Here is a 22,684-nt window from a genome sequence, read left to right as displayed (position 1 = left end):
TATTCAGTATGGTGTATAGAGCAGGGAGGTGGAAACATGGGGCTTATCCGAATGTATGTTGAAAATATGGCTCTTTATATGGCCGCAGCCTTGCCGTTTTATGTATTTGCCAGGATTTTATTTTTAAAAAGAGGGAAAAAGTATACTACTGTTCTAAGGGAGTTAGCGGTTGGCCTCTTTTGTTTATACATAGTGGGGTTGGCATCACAGACAGTTATACCAAAATGGGATGCGGGATTTGATTCTAGTACAGATACATGGCATTTCCATTTCATAACAACAAGTGAGATAGCCAGAGTCAATCTAGTTCCGTTTCGGACGGTTTCCATGTTTATTAAATCGAATGAGCATGTCAGTGATTGGGAAAGCGTTTCTTTGGTGAATGTAGTAGGGAATATGCTCATTTTTACACCAATCGGTCTGTTTGTTCCCATGCTTTGGAGGAAGCTGCGCGCTTGGTGGAAGGTTTTCCTTGTCGGTTTTGGTATGACTTGTTTAATTGAAGGAATTCAATTCTTCATTGGTCGCAGTTCCGATATTGATGATGTTATTTTAAATACAGTCGGCGTCATGATTGGCTACGGTCTTTTTATGATAGGATCCAAAATAGCGAGGTGAAAGCAGGAAGTGAACAAAAAGAACATCGTGCTGGTCTTTAGTGTAGCCATCATTCTTTTACTTAATTGGAATGTCGATCTTCACCGTGAAAACAGGGCTTACAAAGACCGGATTGGCGGAGTAAACCGGGAATCGGTGGAGGGGACGATCGATTCTCTCAAACCTTTTTATAATGTCGACATCGATCAATGGGAAAAACGGCTGCAGGAAAAAAGCGGAGGGGCATTATTGGATGCTTATATTGATGATTTACGCCGATCCAATCAGTATTTTCATGGCCTCTATCGAAGTGACATTTCCCTTCTGTCAGGGACGCTTGGAACAGTTATTTACTTGCTTGAGGAACTGAAGGAAAATGGAAAGCTCAATGAGATGCAGAGGGAAGATTTACAAAACGCTGTTCTTCAAGCTCGTTCCATCGCCGGTCAATTGATCACAATTGCCGGGAGTTCAGAAAATGGCTGGTATACAGAATTCACGGATGAGGAATCGGCATCTGCCAAGTATGTTAGGGACTTGTTGAAAACCCACTGAATGAGAACAACCAGAAAATCAAACTACCGCCAAACCGAATGCTCGGTTTGGCGGTATTCTTTTATGATTCAGGTGTCACTTCTCCAGCTGCTTCTGCCGGTTCTTCGGAAGCACCTGCTTCTTCAGTTGCTTCTTCGTCAGTAGCACCGTTCGTTTGTCCGGCGTTGACGAAGATTTTGCCTTTTGCTGTTTGTCGTGTTTCGTTTCCGAAGGAGTCGACAACCTTCACCTCAATTTGTCCACCTTTCGCAATTACGCCAAGTGGTGCTGTCCAGTAGCCGACGTAGTGGCCAGGAGTTACTTCGCGCATTGGCAATTCAGTGGCATTGGAGATGTCGCTGCCTACATCTGTCAGCGGCATGTGAATCATAAATGTCGCTGCTAGACCAGGTTCGCTGTCAAATTCGAACTTGACTGTTTTACCTGTCGTCAAGTAAACATCCTCAGTCGGAATAAGGTTAGTAATTTGTGGTCCATCATATTTCGCCTTAATGCGGACTGATTTAGTTTCTTCATTACCAGCTGCATCAGTTGCGACGACTACGATTTCATTCATACCCGCATCAAGCAGGAGACGTTTAGAGAACGTACCGTTTTCAGAAACAGTAGCCGCTTGGCCGTTGACCGTCACAGACTTCAAGTTGTCATCTGCTACAGTCCCCTCTACTGTTACTGTTTCACGATTTGTCGTATCTCCGTCTTTCGGATTAGTAATCGTCAATTCCGGTTTTACTGTATCAAGGATGACAGTCACCGTTTCCGATTCGCCCGTTGTACGTCCATCTAACTTGGATACTGCTTTAAACTCGTTTTCTCCTTCTGTCAGAACAGTCGGGATGGAGAATGTGCCGTCCTCTCCGACAACGACCGTATTCACTTCTTCACCATTGTTCGTGAGCGTGATAGACGTTGTTGGTGTAGCTTTACCTTCGACATTCACATTCTTTTCATTCGTCACTGTTCCGGATTCCGGAGACGTAATGACAGGTGCGAAAACTTCATAATTTACACGCGCCCGAATCATATAGTTTCCTTCATCCTTCGGAGCAGGTGTCCAAGTGTTTACGAATTGATAGCTTCTACTTGCATTCGGACCGTCTTCATCCGTAGCAAGACCAGGTGCGTATGGGTTTCCGGCTGTTTGGATATAAACCATGTAGAAATCTCCATTGACGACAATATTGTGCTCGGAGAGGTCTACTACTGTCCATTCACCATTCCGTTTCGCCTGAGCGTCAAATGGACCGGCAAGCTTCTTGCCAGGTGCTCCATCCGCGCCGGTTGCATCCCAAACTTCCACTGCAAAGGCAGTTCCGCCCGGAGATGGCCATTCTGTCGTCCAGAATCTGAAATGTCCTTCAGAGACGATACCAGAATCGTTTCCTTCAGGGAGTGACATCCTGACACCCCAGCCGTTGCCGGCATCATAGAATGCACGTGCATTTTCCGCAGTTCCATCATCATATCCGATTACGTCGCCAGGATATGTGAAGAAAGGCTCCAATGCAAAGTCATACGTCGATTGTCCGCCGATGGAAACGGCTGCTTCTTGCGGGTGATAGCCGCGTGCGATTATTTTCAAAGTATAATCGCCTTCATATGCCGTAATAGAGAACTGCCCGGATGCATCCGTTTCAACTGGCGCAATGTTTGCATCTTCTACTAGCAACAATGTTGCCCCGGCAATTGGTTCACCTGAAGAAGAATCTGTTACTGTACCTGTAATAGTAGCTTGCGCCATTTCTTCAAGCGTGAAGTTTGCAGTAGTTGTTTCATCTGCATTGATCGTGACGGATTGTACTTTGGACTGGTAGCCGTACGCTTCTGCTTTAGCAGTGAATGTGCCGGCTCCTAAAGTCATTGAGTACGATCCATTTGCAGGATTTGTGTAAACGGATCTGTCTGTCTCGAGAATGCTCACTTGAGCACCAAGAGGCAGAAGTACTGGTCCGATGTTTCCATCAACTGGTGGAGCTGCTTCTTCTTTCGGCATTGCAGGTTTGATTGTTTTAGGGTCGACAGGTGTTTCCATTGCGTCCTTGCCTTTTTCAATCAATCCATCAGGCTTCTTCAAGCCATTGTTTTTGATGTTTTCCAATCCGGAAGCATCATTTGAACCCAATTTGTTTTTGATTGGCTGCAATGAACCTTTTCCAGCTGCAGATGTGCCGCTTAGAGCCACATCATCGATATACCAGCCTTGACGGACAACACTGCCATCAGAGAATGCATTGAATCCAAGATAAACGCGTTGGCCGCTATATTCAGATAGATTTACTTCCGCGTCGATCCAGCCATTTGATGCTCCTTGCACCATCAAAAGCTGTGTCCAATTTTCTCTGTCCGTGGAGATAAATACATGTCCGTAATCCCACGCTCTTCCTGAGGAAGACTGTTCGAAATCATGCCATTGCTTGAATTGCAAGAATGAATTGCCTTCTGGCAAATCAACTGGAGGCATGACGAGGGTTGCGTTCATATTGCTGTCATAGTTGCCAGCAAGATTTGTCGCATATACTTTCTCTCCAGAGGACGCGCGTCCAGGACCGGAAGTTGGAACACCCCACTGCCAGCTGTTATTATTTCCAAATGACGTCCAGCCGACAGGCGATTGTTCGAAGTTTTCGAAATAGCCGACTGTGATGCCTGGTTTTACAAGAACTGTATATTCAGGGCTTGTGACAACATTATTGCCGAAGTCATTAACTGTCCACTTATATATGAACGATTGACCGGAAATCTTGTCGCCTGTAATTTTGACTCCGTAAGTTCCATCTAGGTAGTCTCCGGATTTACGTGTTGCTTCCATTGACTGCCATTGGCCATTTGCATCTTTGTAATTCAATGTTACGGAAGAAACGCTGATGTTATCCTTAACCGAGATGGAAAGATCTAAATCCATTCCTTCGTAAGTCTCAGCAGGGGCAGAGTGCTCAAAAGTAGGCGGTTGTGAATCGTCCCCTTGCTTTGTTACTTGTCCTTCCAATTTACCAAGTCCGCTGGCAATGGAGGAAACTGCCGCGTAGGCATCAACCAGTCCGTATCCATAACCATGATTTGGTGTTGTAGGATATGTGCTGTCTGTCAACGGTCTTGCAGTGGAAAGTAAAATTTGTTCCATTTCTTCAACTGTAATATTGGCATTGGCTGAACGGAGCAATGCGGCTACACCGGAAACGGCAGGTCCTGCCATTGATGTGCCATTCCATCCGCCTTCATAGCCGCCGCCAGGGATGGAGGAACGAATATTTACGCCAGGAGCGGAGATGTCTGGCTTAATGTGATTATATGGCGATGGGCCACGTAGTGAGAATGACGCTACTTTGTCGTTAATATCTGTAGCGCCAGTTGCAAATGATTCTGGGTAGTTGGATGGCGCTGCGACTGAGCCAGGGCCTCCAGGATTTGAAAGTGTTGTATTGCCGGCAGAGAATTCAGGGAAGATCTGAGCTGCACGCCAGTTAATAACAACGTCACGATACCACTCGTCTAGACCACGGCCACCACCCCAAGAGTTGTTAACAACATCAGGAGCCAAGTCGACACGAGGATTGCCGTTCGCATCAGTTGGTGCTAAAATCCATTGAGCTGCAGCCAAAAGATCGCGGTCGGAACCGCCTGCTGCTGTGAACGCTTTAACAGCGATCCATTTCGCACCAGGTGCGACACCGATTTGGTTGCTGCCGTTCGGCTCGCTCCCGACCATTGTGCCGGTAACGTGTGTGCCGTGTTCCAAATCATCGTAAGGAGTTGTCCTGCCAGCTGTTGCATCAAACCAGTTGTAATTATGGTCCACTGCTCCAGTAGCTGAATTGTACCCGCGATATTTTGATTTCAATGCAGGGTGATCCCACTGGACTCCTGTATCGATGCTTGCAACGACTGTTCCAGTTCCGTCAATGCCCATATTCCATACTTGAGGAGCGTTGACTCTTTCGATATTCCATTCGACGTTCGCAATTTCAGCTGTAGGAGCAGCTGTATCTTCCACTTTTGTCGTATGGAGCTGGCGCATTTCATTCGGAAGAACTTTCTCAACTTCTTCGAATGTGGCTAGCGCTTCTGCTACTTCTTTTGTCGCTGTTACGGACATGCCGTTAACGATGTAATAAGAAGTGATTTCCTTTGCCTTTCCTTCTTTCGCTTGCTGTTCAAGATATTGTTGGACATTTTGCTGAGATTCGAGAGAAGTTGCACGCAATTCGGAAACGACCGCCGAACGCGCCATCATCACCGTTTGCTTTGCGGATAAATTAGATTGTTTGGCTTGCGCTTTTGCTTCAGCAGCCACTTTCTCCGTATCCGCCTTTTCCTTGAACTTAATTAAAAACGTGACCATTTCATCTTTCTTGAAGTCATCAAGCAAGTGTTGGCTTACTTTTTCTTTAGAAAGCCCGCTTGATCCGCGCAGAGACTCACTCAATTTATTCAGCTCGGCATTCGCAAAACTAGGCGTAAGTAGCGAGAAGACCATAATGACAGTTGCGACGATGCTGAAAAACCGTATTTGACCCCGTTTCCTCAATTTCATTCCTCCCTTGATTTTTTAGAACCTGCAAAAGAACAAAAAGAAAAACACCATTTCCCCCCTCCATTTTGATTGCAGGTCCTCTTTGGTGTCGACGTCTGTTTATCTCGTTGTCTACTCTTACAGTACATGAAAAAAAGGTCGTAATCTATATATTATTATCTAAAAAATCCAAATTGATAGTATATTACTAAGTTCATAAATAAATTACAGTAGTTTTACTCTATGTCTTGGTAATGTGCATTGTTGCATGAGTGTTACAAAACGTTGATAAATAAGGAAACTTAATATATATATTAAAAATGGGACTTTAGACTTTTTTGATCTTTTCATTTTTAAATGAATACTATGACCCGGATGAGAAGGAATGCTTGAAGGGAAGAAAGAGGTTTTTCAAATAAAATGGGTTTTAATTCCTTGGAAAGTAAAGGTGAACGGAGAGGAAATGACTAGGTTGACAGGTAGCATATGCTACTAAAAACACCTGTACCGGAAAAGCATTCCCGATACAGGTGGTGTTGTGTTAAGAAGGAATAGGGTGGGAGCTATCGGACGAAGTTACCTTTTCAGTCCGTAATAAGACTCTGGCCAGCTTCTCTTTATCGATCTCGTATCCGATACCAGTGCCGGAAGGGACACTAATGATGCCATGGTTCATTGTGATTTCCGGTGTTACGATATCTTCTTCCCAATAGTGGGAGGAAGGGGCAGTGTCGCCTGGTATCGTAAAGTTTGCCAGTGTCGTCAACTGGATGTTGTGCGCCCGGCCAACTCCGGTTTCAAGCATGCCGCCACACCAAACAGGAATTTGATTCGCCTCACAGAGATCATGTATCCGTTTCGATTCTGTCAGCCCGCCGACCCGGCCAATCTTAATATTAATGATTTTGCAGCTGCCCAGTTCAATCGCTTTTCTAGCATCCTCCAACGTATGGATGCTTTCATCCAGACAGATCGGTGTTTGCAGTTCTTTTTGCAGTGTGGCATGGTCGATAATATCGTCGTGCGCAAGTGGCTGTTCGATCATCATGAGCTGGAAGCGGTCTAGCTGTTTTAAGTGATTGATATCTGCCAATGTGTAGGCGGAATTCGCATCCGCCATTAGTGGGATATCGGGAAATACTTCTCGTACCGCGGCAATATAATCAATGTCGGCACCGGGTTTGATCTTCACTTTTATTTTCCGGAAGCCTTCTTCGACATATACCCGGACCTTTTCGACAAGCGTTGCTGGATCCTTTTGGATGCCAATGCTTTTTCCGACTTCGATTTCATGCTTCCGGCCGCCTAACAGTTCTGCGATCGATTGGCCGTTCTTTTTGGCAAAGACGTCCCAAATAGCAGTTTCGATTGCGGCTTTCGCAATATTGTTGCGGCGTACAAATTGCAGCATATCGTGAACGTCCTCAGCATGTTTGATCTCCTTATGGATAACGCGGGGAATCAAGAACTCCTTCAGCATATAAACAGTGGTGAAAGTTGTTTCCTCATTGTAGTACGGTTCGTCGCTTGTTACGGTTTCTCCCCAGCCGGACAGTCCTGACTCATCGATAACTTCCACGAGGCAGACATCCTTATGTTGCATTGTGCCAAAGCTTGTCGTAAAAGGTGCGATCAGTGATACGTTGATATGGTGGAGTATGACTTCTTTAATGGTTACAGATTTCATTCTTCATTTTCCCCTTTCGCATGCAGTTCAAGAATCTTGGTAAGTACTTCAATGCCATTGAACATGGCGTCCCGATCAAATGTCATGTTTGGATGGTGGAGGCCAGGCTGGAGACCGCAGCCCAGTCCGACCATGGTCGCTTTCAAATGCGGTTTCTTGATTGTGTAAAAGTGAAAGTCGTCTCCGCCTGGTGTGATGATTGGCGCTGTCGTGTTTTCTTCACCTAAAACCTTAACGATCGCTTTTCGGGCCATCTCCTCAGCTTCTGGATGGACTTCGGCTGCCGCTATGCCGCTATCTTCCGTAATATTGATCGTCACATTAAATAAACTGCGAGCGGAATCCAAAACGGCATGCACCCGTTTGACAAGCTGCTCCATGGCGTCATTTTGCTGTGCGCGAAGATCGACTGCCAAGGAGGCGTTCCCAGGAATGATGTTCGTATTGCGTCCGCCTGCAAGAAAGCGCGTCACTTTCGCCGAATGGGCCACATTCGGATCCAGATGAATGGTATGAATTGCATTGACGATATAGGTGCCGATTTCAACTGCATTATGGGTGAGATGCGGACGTGCGCCATGGGCATCATCCCCTCGAATTTCGAATTCGATGGAACCAGTCGCCCCATGAATGATTGCAGGAGCTGCTTTTCCGTTCTCTGTTTCTTGAAACGGCCGAAGATGGATGCCGTAATAAAAATCGACATTGTCGACCGCGCCTTTTTCGACAAGCTTCAACGCCCCGCTGCCAACTTCTTCGGCGGGCTGAAAGATGAAACGGATGCCAATCCGCTCCAAAATATCCGGCCGGTCTTTAATATTCCAAAGCACACCGAGCACCATCGTCATATGGGCATCATGGCCGCATGAATGGTTCGCTTTCATTTCACCGTCCACTTCCTGCCATAATGCATCCATATCGGCGCGTACGGCAACAATCGGCACATCTCCGGAGAAATTTCCAATATCTCCAAAGACTCCGGTGCAATCATCAAAAGCAGTAACAGTACAGCCAGCTTCCTCCAGCTGTTTCTTGATGTAGGCTGTTGTATTTACTTCTTCCCAGCTTAGTTCTGGATTTGTGTGTAAATGATTGAATGTGTTTAGTACTTGTTCCTTGAATTGATTAACCAATTGAAAAGCCCCCTTAGATTACTTTATATAATAATTGTTTGTCGGATTGATGAGATCCAGCTTGCCGATTCGATTTGCGATATGTAGCAAAAGGCTATTTAACACGGAAAAGGTGGCAGGCCCTTTTTCCAAAACAGATTTTTGTGCGATGGGAATGACAAGTGTATGATCCGCAAATTCTACAACTGGCGATGATAGGGAATCTGTGATCAAAATCACTTCATTCCCATTTTGACGAGCCTCTTCCGCCAAACGGATCGTCCCTAGCGCATAACGATAATAAGAGAAAATGACCACGCAGTGCGTACTTCCTTGTTTGGTGATACCAATATCCGTTTCCGGGCGGTATAAGGAAGTATTTCCAAGCAACGTGTTCAGCAGAACCGTAAACCAGTGTGCATAGGCAAAGGATTGATAGTAACCAATTACTTTAATTGTCTCTGCTCCGACCAGACATTCCACAATTTTCTCCGCGACATCCCATTCCAGACTATCCGCAATTTGAATAATATTTTTACTGTCGCTTTCCATTACGACACTAAAAGGATGCTTATCTGCGTTTTTTTCTTCTGGTGGGCCGATCGTCAATAGGCTGCGCTGAACATCTGCCTGAAGAGAACCAAATCCATCGTAACCAATGGCTTTAGAAAAGCGGACGACCATTGTTTCACTTACATCCAGTACTTGGGCAATCTTCTTGGCCGGATGGGTTGCAAAGAGGATTGGATTGTGAAGCAATACCTCGGCAACTTTCTTAAGTCCTGGAGTGAGCTGTTCATATTCTTTTTTTGTTTTTGCGTAGTACGTCATGACTATACCAATCCTTCTTTAGAATAAATCATATAATTTATTGTTGTCAAAATAAATTATATGATTTATTCTTAGATTAGTCAACGGAATAGTAGAACAATTTAGAATGGAGTGGTAGAGTGGAGAAGAAAAAATGGAAGTTAGGAATACCTGATGCGTATGTCATCTTGTTCATGATCTTAGTATTGATGGCGATATTGACGTATGTCATCCCGGCGGGTGAGTTCCAAAGGGAAGAAGTAGATGGCGTCACAATTGTTGTGCCGGATAGCTATGAACAAATTGAATCCTCATCTGCAAGTCCGATGGATGTGTTTCTGGCCATTCAAGATGGGATGATCGCCTCCGCACCATTAATTTTCTTAGTCCTCATGATAGGGGGATCATTTGCGGTTATCGAATCGACTGGGGCAATTGATGCACTTATCCTAAAGACGATTGAAAAGACGAAGAACAAGGAAATCGTGTTAATTACTATCGTCATGGTGCTGTTTTCTATTTTCGGAACGCTTGGAATTATAGTTAATGCGGTTATCGCTTTTATTCCAATCGGAATTATTCTGGCTCGATCAATGAAACTGGATGCGGTAGTCGGTGTTTCAATTATCTATTTAGGTGCATATGCGGGTTTCAATACAGCTTTTTTAGATCCGCTGACGACAGGAACCGCCCAGCAAATTGCACAGCTGCCGCTATTCTCTGGAATCGGCTATCGTATTATCATCTACATTGCCATATTGCTTTCGACCATTCTTTATGTGGCGTGGTATGTAAAGAAAATTAAAAAGGACCCGATGAAGAGTGTGCTTGGCAGCAACCCGTTCCCGAAAACGGAAGAAAGGGAAGATCTGAATAAGGAAGTACAGATTACCGGTGTACATAAATTGGTACTGCTTTGGCTTGTGTTAGGAATTGCCTTCTACGTATTCGGCGTTTTCAAATACGGATGGAGCTTGAATCAGATGGCGGCTATTTTCATCATCATAGCGGTCGGAACTGCAGTCATTGCAAAACTGACGCCAAACCGTCTTGTAAAAGAATTCTTTGAAGGGGCAAAAGGACTCGTTTATGGCGCGATGATTATTGGAATGGCGCGTTCTATTGTCGTTATTTTGGAGAATGGAAAAATTCTAGATACGATTGTTCAAGGCATGGCCAGTGTGATGACCCCCTTTACAAGTGTGAGTGGAGCCATTGTCATGTTCATAGCCAATGAATTGTTTAATATTCTTGTATCTTCCGGAAGCGGCCAAGCCGTCATCGTCATGCCAATCATGACTCCGCTGGCCGATCTGATGGAAATACCACGGCAGGTGGCGGTGCAGGCATATAAGATGGGAGATGGATTCACGAATGTCATTACGCCGACATCAGGCATTTTGATGGCGAATTTAGCGATTGCCGGAATTGCTTGGACGAAATGGGTCCGCTTTGTTTTGCCGCTTCTTCTAATCTGGACAGTACTCGGCATCATCTTCCTCGCAATTGGAGTCATGATGAATTGGGGTCCGTTTTAACGGAACTTTGACATATGATGACATAAAAATGAAAAGGCACTGAAACAATTCCATATTGTTTCAGTGCCTAGTTTTTTTTATAATGGTAAACTGAAAGAGTTCGTATTTTTCAAAGGATGTGTGAGAAAGTGGTAGGACGAAATGAACCTTGCCCATGCGGCAGTGGAAAAAAATATAAGAAATGTTGTGAATCGAAGGAAACAATCTCGGTGGAAGAGGTACAAGCTGAGGAATTAGAGCGGATTTTGCAAAACTTTTATGATGAATACCCGCACCGCAAAGATGTACCGGCCTATTTGGAACTGGTCAATTCATGGAAGGCTAGACTAAACGGCCAATTGCAGGAAGAGATGATCGAGGCTATTGTACTGGATGAATTTTTCTTCCATCATCGAACGGATATTTGGCAATCCTATTTACATAAGCAGCAGAAGAAACAGCTGCGTCCATCAGTCCAGCGCGTGCTATCACAATGGCAGCAGCCAAGAGTGTTTATTGGCCAGGTCGTAGATGTAGATGAGAATTATTTGACAGTGGATATGATTTTAGATGGGGAGCAGATCAGACTGCGCCGGGAAAGCGATAAACCCGTACCTGTGGGTGTCCACTTATACTGCTTTATCCTACCGGACGGATCGGGTATAGAGAATCAATACTTGGCAATCTCCAGTTTAATTTTCTTCCCGGCGGATCACGGGCAAGTGTTTGAGCAAATTGCATCTCAATTTAAAGAGGAACCTTCTAAAACAAAGGAACAGTTCTTTAAAGACCATGCTGTCGAATGTTGGGAAAAGCTTGCTGCGAATGGATACGAAGGGGAGGAATTTAGTAATTTTGAAGTGGGTGTCATTACACATTTCATGGACTTCCTCGATGAGCATGAGCGCCAATCCGAAAAACTGCTTGATTTGGTAGAGGATTATTTGGTCGAGCAACAGCCGAATGCCCGGAAGGATGTCGCGATAGCAGCCGGTGCCGTACGTTTTGGCAATGATTTCGGCTATTTCGACCTGCTTGAGATGACGGTGAAGGAAATGGCGGAATGGTTTGGTGTTTCTCCGTCTTCCATGAATAAGTATTATAAAGAAATGATGGCCTATGCCGGCAAAGAATAAGTGATGAAAAAAGTGTCTTCGGACACTTTTTTTGTTTAGAAAATATTTCGGTCCATTTGTATTCACACATCTGGAAAGCGATTGATTTTAAAACAAAGAGTAGGAACATACATTGGAAACACCTCTTTTATCACTCGGCTTCGATAAAATTAAAGCGAACGGTGAAAAAATGACCGGCAGCCTCGGTGAACCTGAAGGAGCGGTTTTAAAGAAAAAGGAGAAACAAAAAAGTGCATGAGCCCTGTAATGGGTGTCATGCACTTTTAGTATGCTTTGCCTGTTTAGAAGGAGAGTAAACCGATTGGTGACTTCCGCTCGAAACATAGTAGCGTCATTCTGGATTCATATACATCAGGAAAGCCGGTTTTTAAAATCCTCATAGCCGAACTGCTTGATGACTTTGATTCCTTCATCAACTGTGTTTAAGACGATAGACGGCAGGTTAATGCCGTTGAACGTATTGTTCTTTACCATCGTATAGTGGGCCATATCGCCAAAGACAAGTTTATCTCCTGGCTTCAATGGTTCATCAAAGGAATAATCTCCAATCACATCGCCTGCAAGGCAAGTTGGTCCGCCAAGACGGTATGTGTGCGCTTTTTCATTCGGTTTGCCGGCACCGGCTATTTCAGGGCGGTATGGCATTTCCAGAACATCAGGCATGTGCGTAGAAGCAGATGTGTCCAAAATAGCGATTGGCATACCATTATCGAGTGTATCCAAGACAGTTGAGACGAGGAAGCCGGTATTCAAGGCAACCGCCTCACCCGGTTCCAAGTACACTTGCACACCGTATTTTTCTTTGACGTAATTAATTGTGCGAATCAAACGATCAACGTCATAATCCGGTCTCGTAATATGATGGCCGCCTCCAAAGTTTAGCCACTTGAGCCCTTTCAAATATTCGCCGAATTTTTCCTCGACGACTTTGACAGTGCGTTCCAGTGTATCGGAGTTTTGTTCACACATTGTATGGAAATGCAGTCCGTCAATCCCTTCGAGCTGGTCTTCCTTGAAGTGCTGCTTTGTTACACCGAAACGGGAGTAGGCAAAGCAGGGGTTGTACATATCCACTTCAATTTCAGAGTACTCCGGATTGATGCGGATGCCGCATTCGATTTTCTTCGGATTCTCTTTCACTCGGTCTTTGAATTTCTCCCATTGGCGGAAAGAATTAAAGACGATGTGATCAGAGTATTGTAAGATTTGATCGAAATCCGCGTCCGAGAAAGCTGGAGCATATGTGTGAACCTCTTTCCCCATTTCCTCATAGCCGAGTCTTGCTTCAAGAACGCCACTAGACGTTACACCGTCCAGATACTGGCCGATAAGCGGATAGACTGAGAACATCGAGAAGCCTTTTTGCGCAAGCAGTATTTTACAGCCTGTCTCGTCGATGACTCGCTTCATCACTTCCAGATTTCTAATTAACAAAGCCTCATCCACTACATAAGAAGGGGAGGGAACGTCAGCAGGGTTGAAATTCAATTTCATTGCGTCATATCCTCCAATCAGTCGATTAGTACCGGTTTGAAATCTTCCTGCCATGGAAGGCCGTATTCGTTCAAAGCTTCCATGAATGGATCTGGGTTGAATTCTTCTACGTTATATACGCCAGGTTTTTTCCATTCATTCTTCATTAACAACATGGCACCAATCATTGCAGGCACGCCTGTCGTATAGGAAATCGCCTGTGAACCGACTTCGCGGTAACATTCTTGGTGATCGGAAACGTTGTAGACATAGTATGTCTTTTCTTCTCCGTCTTTTGTTCCTTGGAAAATACATCCGATGTTTGTTTTCCCTTTTGTCCGAGGTCCAAGGGAAGCTGGATCCGGTAGTACTGCTTTCAGGAATTGAAGTGGCACAATTTCCTGTCCTTCGAATTGAATTGGCTCGATCGATGTCATGCCGACATTTTCAAGCACTTTCAGATGTGTTAAATATTTCTCGGAGAACGTCATCCAGAAACGGATTTTCTTAATGCCTTTAATGTTTTTCGCAAGAGACTCCAGTTCTTCATGATATAGAAGGTAAACATCCTTTGGACCGATTTCTGGAAGATCATATACGCGCTTCTCGGAAAGAGGCGGTGTCTCCTTAAATTCACCGTCTTCATAATAGCGGCCGTTCGCTGTAATTTCACGGATGTTGATTTCTGGATTGAAATTCGTTGCGAATGGATAACCATGATCGCCTGCATTAGCGTCCACGATATCGATCGTATGGATTTCATCGAAGTAATGTTTTTGTGCGTATGCTGAGAAGACGCCAGTTACGCCTGGGTCAAAGCCACAGCCAAGAATAGCAGTTAAGCCGGCTTGTTCAAACTTTTCTTTGTACGCCCATTGCCATTTGTATTCAAATTTTGCCGTATCAAGCGGTTCATAGTTTGCTGTATCAAGATAGTGAACGCCAGTTTCAAGACATGCATCCATGATCGTCAAGTCTTGGTATGGCAATGCTACGTTAATGACGATTTCTGGTTTGAAGTCATTGATCAAAGCAACCAATTCAGGAACGTTATCCGCATCGACTTGTGCCGTTTGGATTTTAGTCCGGCCGCCGTCCAATTTTTCTTTCAATGCATCACATTTCGACTTTGTTCGGCTTGCAATGCAAATTTCCTCGAATACATCTGGAACTTGACAACATTTATGAGCCACAACGCTCGCTACGCCACCTGCACCAATAATTAACGCTTTACCCATGTAAAAACACCCCTTCAATTAAGATTGATTTGTGTTGATTGCCAATAGAAGCTCTCGCAGCACTTTACATGCGACAGCAGTTGAAACACCACTCTGATCGTAGATTGGTGATAATTCATTAACGTCACAAGCGACAATATTCAGGCCGCTTGCTGTCAAAATTCCATGCAATAGATCCATAAAACTGATACCGCCTGCTTCAGGCGTGCCGGTTCCCGGGAATACAGAAGGATCGAGCACGTCCAGGTCTATCGTCAAGTAGACTGGTTTCCCTTTCAACTGCTCAACAACTTCTTCCAATCCGTCTAGATTGAATTTATTCGTGAAGACCCGATCCTTGCCCCAAGCGAATTCACTGCGGTCCCCGGAGCGGATGCCGAATTGGAAGATCCGATTATCGCCAAGGATGTCCCATACACGATGGATCACGGTTGCATGGGAGAGAGGCTCGCCTAAATAGTCTTCACGCAAATCCGCGTGCGCATCGAACTGGACGACGTGCAAATCAGGGTACTGCTTCGCGACTGCGCGAACTGCCCCAAGTGTGACTAAATGCTCTCCGCCGATCATAACAGGAATTTTCCCGTCCGTTACGATTTTGCTCGTATATTCTTCAATTTGCCCGAGCACTTTTTCTGTATTGCCAAAAATCAATTCCAGATCCCCGCCGTCAAAGACGGAAATATCCTCAAGGTCCTTGTCCTGGTACGGGCTGTACGTCTCAATGCCGAATGATTCACCCCGCATTGCTTTGCTGGCAAACCGGGTACCCGGACGGAACGATGTCGTCGAATCGAATGGTGCACCGAATAGGACGAGTTCCGCTTCCTGATAGTCATTGTCACAGCCGATGAATGTTTCTATATTTTTATTCAACATCTTTTAATTGCTCCTTCACATAGTTTGGCAGCGCGAATGAGCCCACATGGATGTCCGTGTTGTAATACTTCGTCTGCAAGCCGAGCGCGTTCCATGCATCCGCATCCAAGTCCTTGACAGGGTCATACTTTTTTGAAGCGAAACCGAAAAGCCAATGGCCGGAAGGGTAGGTTGGAATATGCACTTGATACACTTTACATACAGGGAAGAATCCAACGATCCGCTGATGCGCGCGCTGCATGCCGAGCCGGTCTTCCTCATAGAACGGACTTTCATGCTGATTAACTAAAATGCCATCCTCTTTCAGCGCTTTATAGCAATTGCCATAGAACTCCTTGGTGAACAAACCTTCTCCGGGCCCAAATGGATCGGTTGAATCTACAATAATCAAATCATACTCATCTTCTTTATTGCGTACGAATTTTAAGCCATCTTCAAAATAAAGGTTGACCCGGGGATCGTCCAATTTAGATGCGGTCTGCGGCAAATACTCTTTGCACACATCAACGACCATCTCATCGATCTCCACCATATCAATCTGTTCCAGTGATGCATATTTTGTCAGTTCTCGGACTGTACCGCCGTCCCCAGCGCCGATGACGAGCACTTTTTTAATCTTAGGATTTGTTGCCATCGCCACATGAGTGATCATGTCGTGATAAATAAATTCATCCTTCTCTGTCACCATGACGAGTCCATCGAGTGTTAAAATCCGACCGAACTCGGGAGTCTGCAAAATATCAATTTTCTGGAATTCGCTCTTTCCGGAATAAAGGTGTTCATCGACCCGAATGGAAAAGAGAACATTTGGTGAGTGATTTTCTGTATACCATAAATTCATCGCTCCGACTCCTTTACAACGTTGATTCGCTTGACTTGGCTATCCTCGGTTCCTGATAAGAAGCAGCCCTTTTCACGGCAGTACTCTATATAGCCGAGCACTTCCTCCGTGATTCGTTCACCTGGAGCGAGGATCGGTATGCCCGGGGGATAGCTCATGACAAATTCACTTGAAATATGTCCTGCACTTTCGGCCAATGGCATATTCCTCTTCTCCGAGTAAAATGCCTGCTGTGGAGTCAGCTCGACGATCGGATTGATATATTCATGCTGAAACATTTGACCGCTCTCTTTGCCGTATCGGCGTTTGATCTCCCCAAGTGCCGCCACGAGCCGTTCAATGTCACGATGCCGGTCTCCTACAGAAATATAAGCTAGGAGGTTCCCGATATCTCCGAATTCGATTTGGATGTCATACTCGTCCCTCAGGATATCGTAGATTTCAATACCCTCCAGACCGATTTCGCGCGTATGTACGGAGAGCTTCGTGATGTCGAAATCAAAAATTGTATCTCCGTTAAGTAATTCTTTCGAATAGGCATAGTAACCACCAATTTGATTGATTTCCTCACGGGTGTATTGGGCCATGCCAATCACTTTATCGAAGATTTCCTTGCCGTGCAGCGCTAAATTCTTCCTTGAGATATCCAAGGAGGAAAGGAGCAAATAGGATCCGCTCGTCGTTTGAGTCAAATTAATAATTTGGCGTGTATAGCCCTCGCTTACGTCATTATTGATCAAAAGGAAGGAGCTTTGCGTAAGGGAACCGCCTGATTTGTGCATGCTGACAGCAGCCATGTCGGCTCCAACTGACATGGCTGATGCAGGAAGTTCTTCATTAAAATAAAAATGTGTGCCATGTGCTTCGTCGACAAGGACGAGCATGCCATACTCATGTGCTAAATCCGTTATGGCTTGTAAATTGGAACAAATCCCGTAATAGGTAGGATTATTAATTAAAATGGCTTTGGCGTCCGGGTTTTCTTCCATAGTCCGCCGAACGTCATCGAGAGCCATACCTAATGGAATTCCAAGTTCTTGTTGAACGCCTGGATTCACATAGACAGGTATGGCCCCGCTTAAAATGAGCGCATTAATTGCACTGCGATGTACATTGCGCGGCAAAATGATCTTTTCCCCTGCTTTACAGGCTGTCATGACCATTGCCTGCACTGCAGAAGTCGTTCCATTCACCATGAAGAATGCATGTTTTGAACCGAAAGCTTCGGCTGCCAGCTGTTCCGCTTCCCGAATGACAGATACGGGATGAATGAGATTGTCGAGCGGTTTCATGGAATTGACATCCACGCTCAAGCATTGCTCACCAAGGAAAGCCGCCAATTCTTCATTTCCGCGTCCTCGTTTGTGGCCAGGGACGTCAAAAGGGACGACGCGCATCGCTTTATATTTTGTTAATGCTTCGGCAATGGGTGCATTATGTTGAGAAAGCTGTGTCATTTTTGTCCCACCCCTTCACTCATCATATATATTGGTTCCACTGAAGATTTCAATCATTTCCCTGCGCAGATTGTTCGTAATCTGTAGACGTTCCTTTGGAGGAATTTCATATACGTCCCGATTGAACAAGTAATTTTGCAGTTCAATTTCCTTAATTAGCAGCTTTGTATGAAAAATGTTGGATTGATACACATTCACATCAATCGCATCATATTTTTGCAACGTTTCTTTATCAATATAATCTTGTATCGAGGTCATTTTGTGATCGATGAAAAATTTCTTGCCATGTTCATTCCGCGTAAACCCGCGAACTCTGTAATCAGTAGTGATGATATCTGAATCAAAACTGCCGATTAAGTAGTCAAGTGCTGTCAGCGGAGATATCTCGCCACAGGTGGACACTTCAATGTCGACACGGAATGTCGCGATTGAATTATCCGGATGATATTCCGGATACGTATGCACCGTCAAGTGGCTTTTATCAAGATGGCCAACGACCGAATCACGTGTGGCAATAATATCGGCGTGTCCTTGATTGCATGATTTATCAATTAACCCGACCGGCATGGACTCCTCTGAAATGAGGATCGTTACGCTGGCTCCTTGTGGATCATAATCCTGTTTACTGATATTCAACACATGGGCGCCGATAATGTCTGTGACATTGCGCAAAATATTGGTCAGCCGTTCAGAATTATACTGTTCATCAATATAGGCGATATAATCTTTCTGCTCTCGCTCACTTTTTGCATAGCTCACATCATAGATGTTAAAGCTAAGTGTTTTGGTGAGGTTGTTAAAGCCGTATAACGTCAGCTTATTTTCCAACCCTAACATCACGCCTCTCTATTATAGATCACTGCTACATTTCATAATTGAGGACCCTCGTGTTCCAGAGGGTCCCGAACGATAAATTATGAAATTTATTTAATTATAAAGGATATTTTTACCTAGTCAATACCGTTTCAAAAATTGTCAGTTGTTAATAATTACCCATTTGGAAACGGTCCTTGCTTATAGATAGGATACCTTTATTTTTTTGTGAATAAACATATTAGCTGCAATGATAACCGAAAGGGAGTTCTATAGAAGGAAAGACTTTGCAAAGGATCATTCTCAAGCTTCTGGCGATATATAAACAGAACAAGAATCAAAGAAAGCAAGGCCGATTCTCCACTCAATGTATGCAGCACTGGCATGATAAATTTTTGTATGAAACTACTAAGCATTTCAGCTACCTAGGCTGAAGTGCTTTTTGCATGTATAAAAAAGGGCGACCTCTGGAAATACCTAACTATGCATTCGATAAAAGAGTCGAAAATGAATTCTTCCTTATAGTTTCCTTGAATTTTCCATAGTACGTAATACGATAAACAATTAGAGTATGATTTCAATATTTTACGACTATATGTTTATTTTACAAATTTCAAGGGCAATACTAGGTGGAAACAAAAGCCGGTTTGTTATACGGCTGCTCATCCCGACTCGATATGGTGGTAACCAGTAAACGTTGCCCTAGGGGAGTTCGATTCATTGAGAGATGAATCAGGGAGTGTAAAAAAGGAGGATTTTTATGAATCTGAAAAGGTTAATTATGAATGCGATTGCATGCGTGGCAATTATTTCAGCAGCTGCCACGGTAGAAGCATCAGAGGTACAGGTTGATTTTGTGCCGTTAGGTGCGGAAGATTCAAGTACTAGTAGCTTTCCAATACCAATTTATGACGGTCTACTGCCTGACTTTGCATTGTTTTTCCCGTCTTATGTGGTAGACACAGGCCCGGTAACCTACACGGTCGTCCAAGGAGACAATTTATTTCGCATTGCTTTGAATCACAATATACCATTAGATGTATTGATCAGTACGAACAATTTGACAAGCGAAGTGATCCATCCGGGAGAGGAACTGGTTATTGATAGCGGCGATATTACTACCGATACATCTGAGAAAACTGTAACGAACAAACCTAAGTCGGTAGCCGCTTCATTTTCTCCATCGAATAGTGGAGAGGCAGCCAAACCAAAATCGGCAGCCGTCACTTCAGCGGGAAGTGAGCCAGCAGGTGGAGGAACGGAATTGATTGTGACCGCAACGGCATATACAGCGTATTGCACGGGCTGTTCCGGAACGACCGCCTACGGTATCGACTTGCGATCCAATCCTGACCAAAAAGTTATCGCGGTGGATCCAAGTATTATTCCACTGGGGACAAAAGTTTGGGTAGAAGGGTATGGAGAAGCAATTGCCGGGGATACAGGAGGAGCAATCAAAGGCCATAAAATTGATGTTTTTATTCCATCTTATGAAAATGCGATGGAGTGGGGAGTCAAAAAGGTGAAAGTTAAAGTGTTGAATTAAATAAGAAGCGGCTGATGAAAAAAGTTCTCATCAGCCGCATTTTTTATCTAGGCGCATAGCCTTTTCTTTGGCGATCCGCCTGTTTTTTCTCTTTCATGATTTTCCTGACGACCGGGTAAACAACGGGTGCCCATTTGATGGCGGTCTTTATTAGTTTTCCGATTTTCATTGTAACCGCTCCTTTGGTACTATTTTTATTACTTTTCCCCATGGAAGCGAAAAGTAAACCGGCGAGAGGTGAAGCATGCCCATACTAAAGGTAAGTGGTATACTGAAAAGTAATTCCAAGCACAAACTACATTGAAATAGAGGGTGTCGTACGGATGGACAAATTGGATAAAAAGTTGCACGACTATTTAGTGGACCAAAGCAATGCCATTTCGGATCAATGGCTGGCATTAAGAGAAACACAAGCAGGCTCAATTTATTCCGCACAGGCAGGAGAAGCAGCCGAAACGTTATTGCGGAAACAAAACCACTTAACTAATTTGACGGTGGCATGTAAGCTGCTGGCTAACTCGGAGCAATTCGAACAGAAAAAGGAAGAATGGGCGAGAGAAGTTGCGGAAAGCCGTGCTAGCACAAATACCCCCATTTACGAAGTAATGGATGCATTGAGGAAAGTAAAGTTTATCTATTGGCGATTTGTTGAGCAATTCATTGATTTACATATAGATGAAGTGAAGCCTCGGCACGCACTCAAATGGTGCTCCTTAATCAATGAGGCTTTTGATGAATTAATCACTCGTTTTGCTGAAATTTATTATCGCCTTGTCAATAGCCGTCTGTCTGCACAGGAATTATTGATCGTAGAACTGAGTGCTCCTGTCATCCCGATCACTCCAACAATCGGAGTTCTTCCATTGATTGGAGAAATTGATGCGACGCGTGCACAAGCTTTATTTGATATTGTGCCTGAGCGATGCGCAGAAACAGGAGTGGCCCATCTGTTCATCGATTTGTCTGGCGTGACAACAATTGACACGCTCGTGGCCCAGCAGATACACCAGATTACGCAAGTGTTGAGATTGCTCGGTATCCAATCGACCATTTCAGGAATGCGGCCGGAAATCGTACAGACCGCCATCCAGTTAGGTCTCGATTTTTCGGATGTCCAAACGTTTGGGACCTTGCAGTTAGGATTAAAAAAAGTATTGCAAAGCCAGTCAGGAAACCTGCTGGCCGAAACAAATTCAAAAACATTGGCATTTGATAAGTGATCAGCTTCATAAACTAGAAAGGGACAGGTGAAAATCTATTTCACTTGTTCTTTTTATAGTTCTTTTCATCTAAGGGGTATCCAATACTAAGGAATTATGATATACTAATAAAAAGATAATTCGGATATTTCGAAAAGAAAATGAGGTTGAGGGGAATGGGAAAAGAGAGAGCCCTGTATGTTGCGGTACTAGCCATTGCTTGTCTATTCGTCCTTGTCGGATATAATAACCAGACGAAAATTAGGATTGCGCCAAAAGAGATGATTAGCGTGGCGCACAGAGGTGCTTCTGCATATGCGCCTGAAAACACGAGAGCTGCCTTTCAAAAAGGGGTGGATCTGCAGGCCGATTATTTGGAGTGTGATGTTCACCTTTCAAAGGATGATGAATTGATTGTCATGCATGACGACAAAGTCGACCGCACAACGGACGGCAAGGGGTATGTACGTGATAAGACATTGGCTGAGCTGAGAACACTAAATGCGGGGAAGTTATTTGGAGAAGACTTTGTTGGAGAGCCAATTATGACATTGCAAGAACTAGTCGATGAGTTTTACAGTGAAGTTGGACTGGTTATTGAAATTAAGAACCCGGAGACCTATCCGGGAATTGAAGAAAAAGTAGCACATGTACTTGAGCGGTATGACGATTTAAGCGGAATTATTATTCAATCCTTTGATGTGGACTCATTGAAAAAAATACATAGCCTTCTTCCTGATGTAGAAATCGCAATACTTATTCGTCCTACCGATTCATTCATGTCGCAGCAGAGAATTGAAGAATATACTGCTTTTGCCAACTATATTAATTTCAATGTATCCTTTACGAACAAACGGATGGTCGATCTCGTGCATGAGCATGGTGGAAAAGTGCTCGTCTGGTCGAAAAAGGACCGCCGCTTAATTTGGAAGGCACAAAAATATGGGGTCGACGGAATCATCTCCGATTTCTCTGAAAAACCGGAGGAGATGTATTTAGCTAAGGAATGAAGTGACAGGGGAAACCGGTAATAGCTACACACGAGCTAGAATTACTAATTGAGTGGAAATGAAATTGGATCCATTAAGAACATACTAATAACTATAAGGAAAAATAAAGCAGGAGGTGTATTATAGAATGTTGATATTCCTGATGCCTATTCTTGCGCTCATCATTTTTGGTCTGCTGTTTGATTGGAGACGTAAAAGAAATAGTAACATTCATCGGGAAAACATAGATGCAAAACCAGAAGTAAGTTCTAAATACACAATGGAAGGCGACCGAAATTCCCCGCAAGGATATTTGTGAAGGGGT

At 44.2% G+C, this 22,684-nt stretch carries 20 protein-coding genes; 9 read left to right on the top strand and 11 right to left on the bottom strand.

From position 1 onward, the window contains the following. Positions 1–36: 36 nt before the first annotated feature. Both NCCP2222_RS16160 and NCCP2222_RS16155 read left to right on the top strand, forming a co-directional pair. Entirely contained in the window at positions 37–618 is a 582-nt protein-coding gene (locus NCCP2222_RS16160) for a VanZ family protein (protein ID WP_248513374.1), read from the top strand. A 9-nt stretch (positions 619–627) separates the two neighbouring features. Further along, positions 628–1,152 carry a hypothetical protein gene (locus NCCP2222_RS16155; protein WP_248513373.1) on the top strand — a complete coding sequence of 175 codons (525 nt, stop codon included), beginning with the start codon at positions 628–630 and terminating at the stop codon, positions 1,150–1,152. Between the two features lie 61 nt (positions 1,153–1,213). Here the strand turns inward: NCCP2222_RS16155 and NCCP2222_RS16150 are convergent, their stop codons facing one another. From NCCP2222_RS16150 to NCCP2222_RS16135, 4 genes are all read right to left on the bottom strand, one after another. Continuing rightward, on the bottom strand, positions 1,214–5,683 hold the full coding sequence (locus NCCP2222_RS16150; RefSeq protein WP_282570723.1) for a S8 family peptidase: 4,470 nt from the start codon (positions 5,681–5,683) through the stop codon (positions 1,214–1,216). Between the two features lie 520 nt (positions 5,684–6,203). After that, on the bottom strand, positions 6,204–7,349 hold the full coding sequence (gene menC / locus NCCP2222_RS16145) for an o-succinylbenzoate synthase (RefSeq protein ID WP_248513371.1): 1,146 nt from the start codon (positions 7,347–7,349) through the stop codon (positions 6,204–6,206). Next, complete coding sequence (locus NCCP2222_RS16140; RefSeq protein ID WP_248513370.1) at positions 7,346–8,482, bottom strand: M20 peptidase aminoacylase family protein; 1,137 nt, start codon at positions 8,480–8,482, stop codon at positions 7,346–7,348. The genes menC and NCCP2222_RS16140 overlap by 4 nt, the downstream gene beginning before the upstream one ends. An 18-nt stretch (positions 8,483–8,500) precedes the next feature. Then, a complete protein-coding gene (locus NCCP2222_RS16135) occupies positions 8,501–9,292 on the bottom strand; it encodes a MurR/RpiR family transcriptional regulator (RefSeq protein WP_248513369.1) in 792 nt (263 codons plus the stop codon). Between the two features lie 119 nt (positions 9,293–9,411). On the opposite strand from NCCP2222_RS16135, the gene NCCP2222_RS16130 reads away from it, so the two are divergent. The 3 genes from NCCP2222_RS16130 (at position 9,412) to NCCP2222_RS20765 (ending at position 12,162) form a co-directional block, all read left to right on the top strand. After that, a complete protein-coding gene (locus NCCP2222_RS16130; RefSeq protein WP_282570722.1) occupies positions 9,412–10,809 on the top strand; it encodes a YfcC family protein in 1,398 nt (465 codons plus the stop codon). A 116-nt stretch (positions 10,810–10,925) separates the two neighbouring features. Beyond that, the gene (locus NCCP2222_RS16125) at positions 10,926–11,924 is read left to right on the top strand and encodes a YecA family protein (RefSeq protein WP_309295974.1); all 999 of its coding nucleotides are present in this window, start codon (positions 10,926–10,928) and stop codon (positions 11,922–11,924) included. Positions 11,925–12,036: 112 nt separating this feature from the next. Then, complete coding sequence (locus tag NCCP2222_RS20765; RefSeq protein ID WP_282570721.1) at positions 12,037–12,162, top strand: hypothetical protein; 126 nt, start codon at positions 12,037–12,039, stop codon at positions 12,160–12,162. A gap of 113 nt (positions 12,163–12,275) precedes the next feature. On the opposite strand, the gene nspC is transcribed toward NCCP2222_RS20765, so the two are convergent. From nspC to speD, 6 genes are read right to left on the bottom strand one after another with little or no spacing between them, the layout of a single operon-like run. Next, positions 12,276–13,418, bottom strand: coding sequence for a carboxynorspermidine decarboxylase (gene nspC / locus NCCP2222_RS16120; protein ID WP_248513367.1), 1,143 nt, complete (start codon positions 13,416–13,418; stop codon positions 12,276–12,278). A gap of 17 nt (positions 13,419–13,435) precedes the next feature. Further along, the gene (locus tag NCCP2222_RS16115) at positions 13,436–14,635 is read right to left on the bottom strand and encodes a saccharopine dehydrogenase family protein (protein ID WP_248513366.1); all 1,200 of its coding nucleotides are present in this window, start codon (positions 14,633–14,635) and stop codon (positions 13,436–13,438) included. An 18-nt stretch (positions 14,636–14,653) separates the two neighbouring features. Further along, positions 14,654–15,514 (bottom strand): agmatinase, encoded by an 861-nt coding sequence (gene speB, locus NCCP2222_RS16110; RefSeq protein ID WP_248513365.1) that lies wholly within the window; start codon positions 15,512–15,514, stop codon positions 14,654–14,656. Beyond that, positions 15,504–16,355 (bottom strand): polyamine aminopropyltransferase, encoded by an 852-nt coding sequence (speE, locus tag NCCP2222_RS16105; protein ID WP_248513364.1) that lies wholly within the window; start codon positions 16,353–16,355, stop codon positions 15,504–15,506. The genes speB and speE overlap by 11 nt, the downstream gene beginning before the upstream one ends. Beyond that, positions 16,352–17,812 (bottom strand): aminotransferase class I/II-fold pyridoxal phosphate-dependent enzyme, encoded by a 1,461-nt coding sequence (locus NCCP2222_RS16100; protein ID WP_248513362.1) that lies wholly within the window; start codon positions 17,810–17,812, stop codon positions 16,352–16,354. Before NCCP2222_RS16100 ends, speE begins: the two co-directional genes overlap by 4 nt. A 15-nt stretch (positions 17,813–17,827) precedes the next feature. Next, a complete protein-coding gene (gene speD, locus NCCP2222_RS16095; RefSeq protein ID WP_248513361.1) occupies positions 17,828–18,649 on the bottom strand; it encodes an adenosylmethionine decarboxylase in 822 nt (273 codons plus the stop codon). A 736-nt stretch (positions 18,650–19,385) separates the two neighbouring features. Between speD and NCCP2222_RS20760 the strand changes: the two genes are divergently transcribed. Continuing rightward, positions 19,386–20,171 (top strand): 3D domain-containing protein, encoded by a 786-nt coding sequence (locus NCCP2222_RS20760; protein ID WP_282570720.1) that lies wholly within the window; start codon positions 19,386–19,388, stop codon positions 20,169–20,171. Positions 20,172–20,214: 43 nt separating this feature from the next. Here NCCP2222_RS20760 and NCCP2222_RS16080 read toward each other — a convergent pair whose 3' ends face one another. Continuing rightward, complete coding sequence (locus NCCP2222_RS16080) at positions 20,215–20,340, bottom strand: hypothetical protein (RefSeq protein WP_248513359.1); 126 nt, start codon at positions 20,338–20,340, stop codon at positions 20,215–20,217. A gap of 154 nt (positions 20,341–20,494) precedes the next feature. On the opposite strand from NCCP2222_RS16080, the gene NCCP2222_RS16075 reads away from it, so the two are divergent. The 3 genes from NCCP2222_RS16075 (at position 20,495) to NCCP2222_RS16065 (ending at position 22,678) form a co-directional block, all read left to right on the top strand. After that, a complete protein-coding gene (locus tag NCCP2222_RS16075; RefSeq protein WP_248513357.1) occupies positions 20,495–21,391 on the top strand; it encodes an STAS domain-containing protein in 897 nt (298 codons plus the stop codon). Between the two features lie 155 nt (positions 21,392–21,546). Further along, positions 21,547–22,380 (top strand): glycerophosphodiester phosphodiesterase, encoded by an 834-nt coding sequence (locus NCCP2222_RS16070; RefSeq protein WP_248513356.1) that lies wholly within the window; start codon positions 21,547–21,549, stop codon positions 22,378–22,380. 127 nt (positions 22,381–22,507) lie between these two features. Beyond that, entirely contained in the window at positions 22,508–22,678 is a 171-nt protein-coding gene (locus tag NCCP2222_RS16065; protein WP_248513355.1) for a hypothetical protein, read from the top strand. The last annotated feature ends 6 nt before the right edge of the window (positions 22,679–22,684 follow it).

This window comes from Sporosarcina sp. NCCP-2222, from assembly GCF_023168145.1.
Taxonomy (GTDB): Bacteria; Bacillota; Bacilli; order Bacillales_A; family Planococcaceae; genus Sporosarcina.
This window is presented reverse-complemented; position numbering and strand designations above follow the sequence as displayed.

Coding starts and splice junctions, on each gene's coding strand:
- NCCP2222_RS16070 (WP_248513356.1), top strand. CDS start 21,547: ATGGGAAAAGAGAGAGCCCTGTATGTTGCGGTACTAGCCATTGCTTGT.
- NCCP2222_RS16075 (WP_248513357.1), top strand. CDS start 20,495: ATGGACAAATTGGATAAAAAGTTGCACGACTATTTAGTGGACCAAAGC.
- NCCP2222_RS16080 (WP_248513359.1), bottom strand. CDS start 20,340: ATGAAAATCGGAAAACTAATAAAGACCGCCATCAAATGGGCACCCGTT.
- NCCP2222_RS16125 (WP_309295974.1), top strand. CDS start 10,926: ATGTGTGAGAAAGTGGTAGGACGAAATGAACCTTGCCCATGCGGCAGT.
- speD (WP_248513361.1), bottom strand. CDS start 18,649: ATGTTAGGGTTGGAAAATAAGCTGACGTTATACGGCTTTAACAACCTC.
- NCCP2222_RS16115 (WP_248513366.1), bottom strand. CDS start 14,635: ATGGGTAAAGCGTTAATTATTGGTGCAGGTGGCGTAGCGAGCGTTGTG.
- speB (WP_248513365.1), bottom strand. CDS start 15,514: ATGTTGAATAAAAATATAGAAACATTCATCGGCTGTGACAATGACTAT.
- NCCP2222_RS20760 (WP_282570720.1), top strand. CDS start 19,386: ATGAATCTGAAAAGGTTAATTATGAATGCGATTGCATGCGTGGCAATT.
- nspC (WP_248513367.1), bottom strand. CDS start 13,418: ATGAAATTGAATTTCAACCCTGCTGACGTTCCCTCCCCTTCTTATGTA.
- NCCP2222_RS16100 (WP_248513362.1), bottom strand. CDS start 17,812: ATGACACAGCTTTCTCAACATAATGCACCCATTGCCGAAGCATTAACA.
- NCCP2222_RS16160 (WP_248513374.1), top strand. CDS start 37: ATGGGGCTTATCCGAATGTATGTTGAAAATATGGCTCTTTATATGGCC.
- speE (WP_248513364.1), bottom strand. CDS start 16,355: ATGAATTTATGGTATACAGAAAATCACTCACCAAATGTTCTCTTTTCC.
- NCCP2222_RS16150 (WP_282570723.1), bottom strand. CDS start 5,683: ATGAAATTGAGGAAACGGGGTCAAATACGGTTTTTCAGCATCGTCGCA.
- NCCP2222_RS16135 (WP_248513369.1), bottom strand. CDS start 9,292: ATGACGTACTACGCAAAAACAAAAAAAGAATATGAACAGCTCACTCCA.
- menC (WP_248513371.1), bottom strand. CDS start 7,349: ATGAAATCTGTAACCATTAAAGAAGTCATACTCCACCATATCAACGTA.
- NCCP2222_RS16065 (WP_248513355.1), top strand. CDS start 22,508: ATGTTGATATTCCTGATGCCTATTCTTGCGCTCATCATTTTTGGTCTG.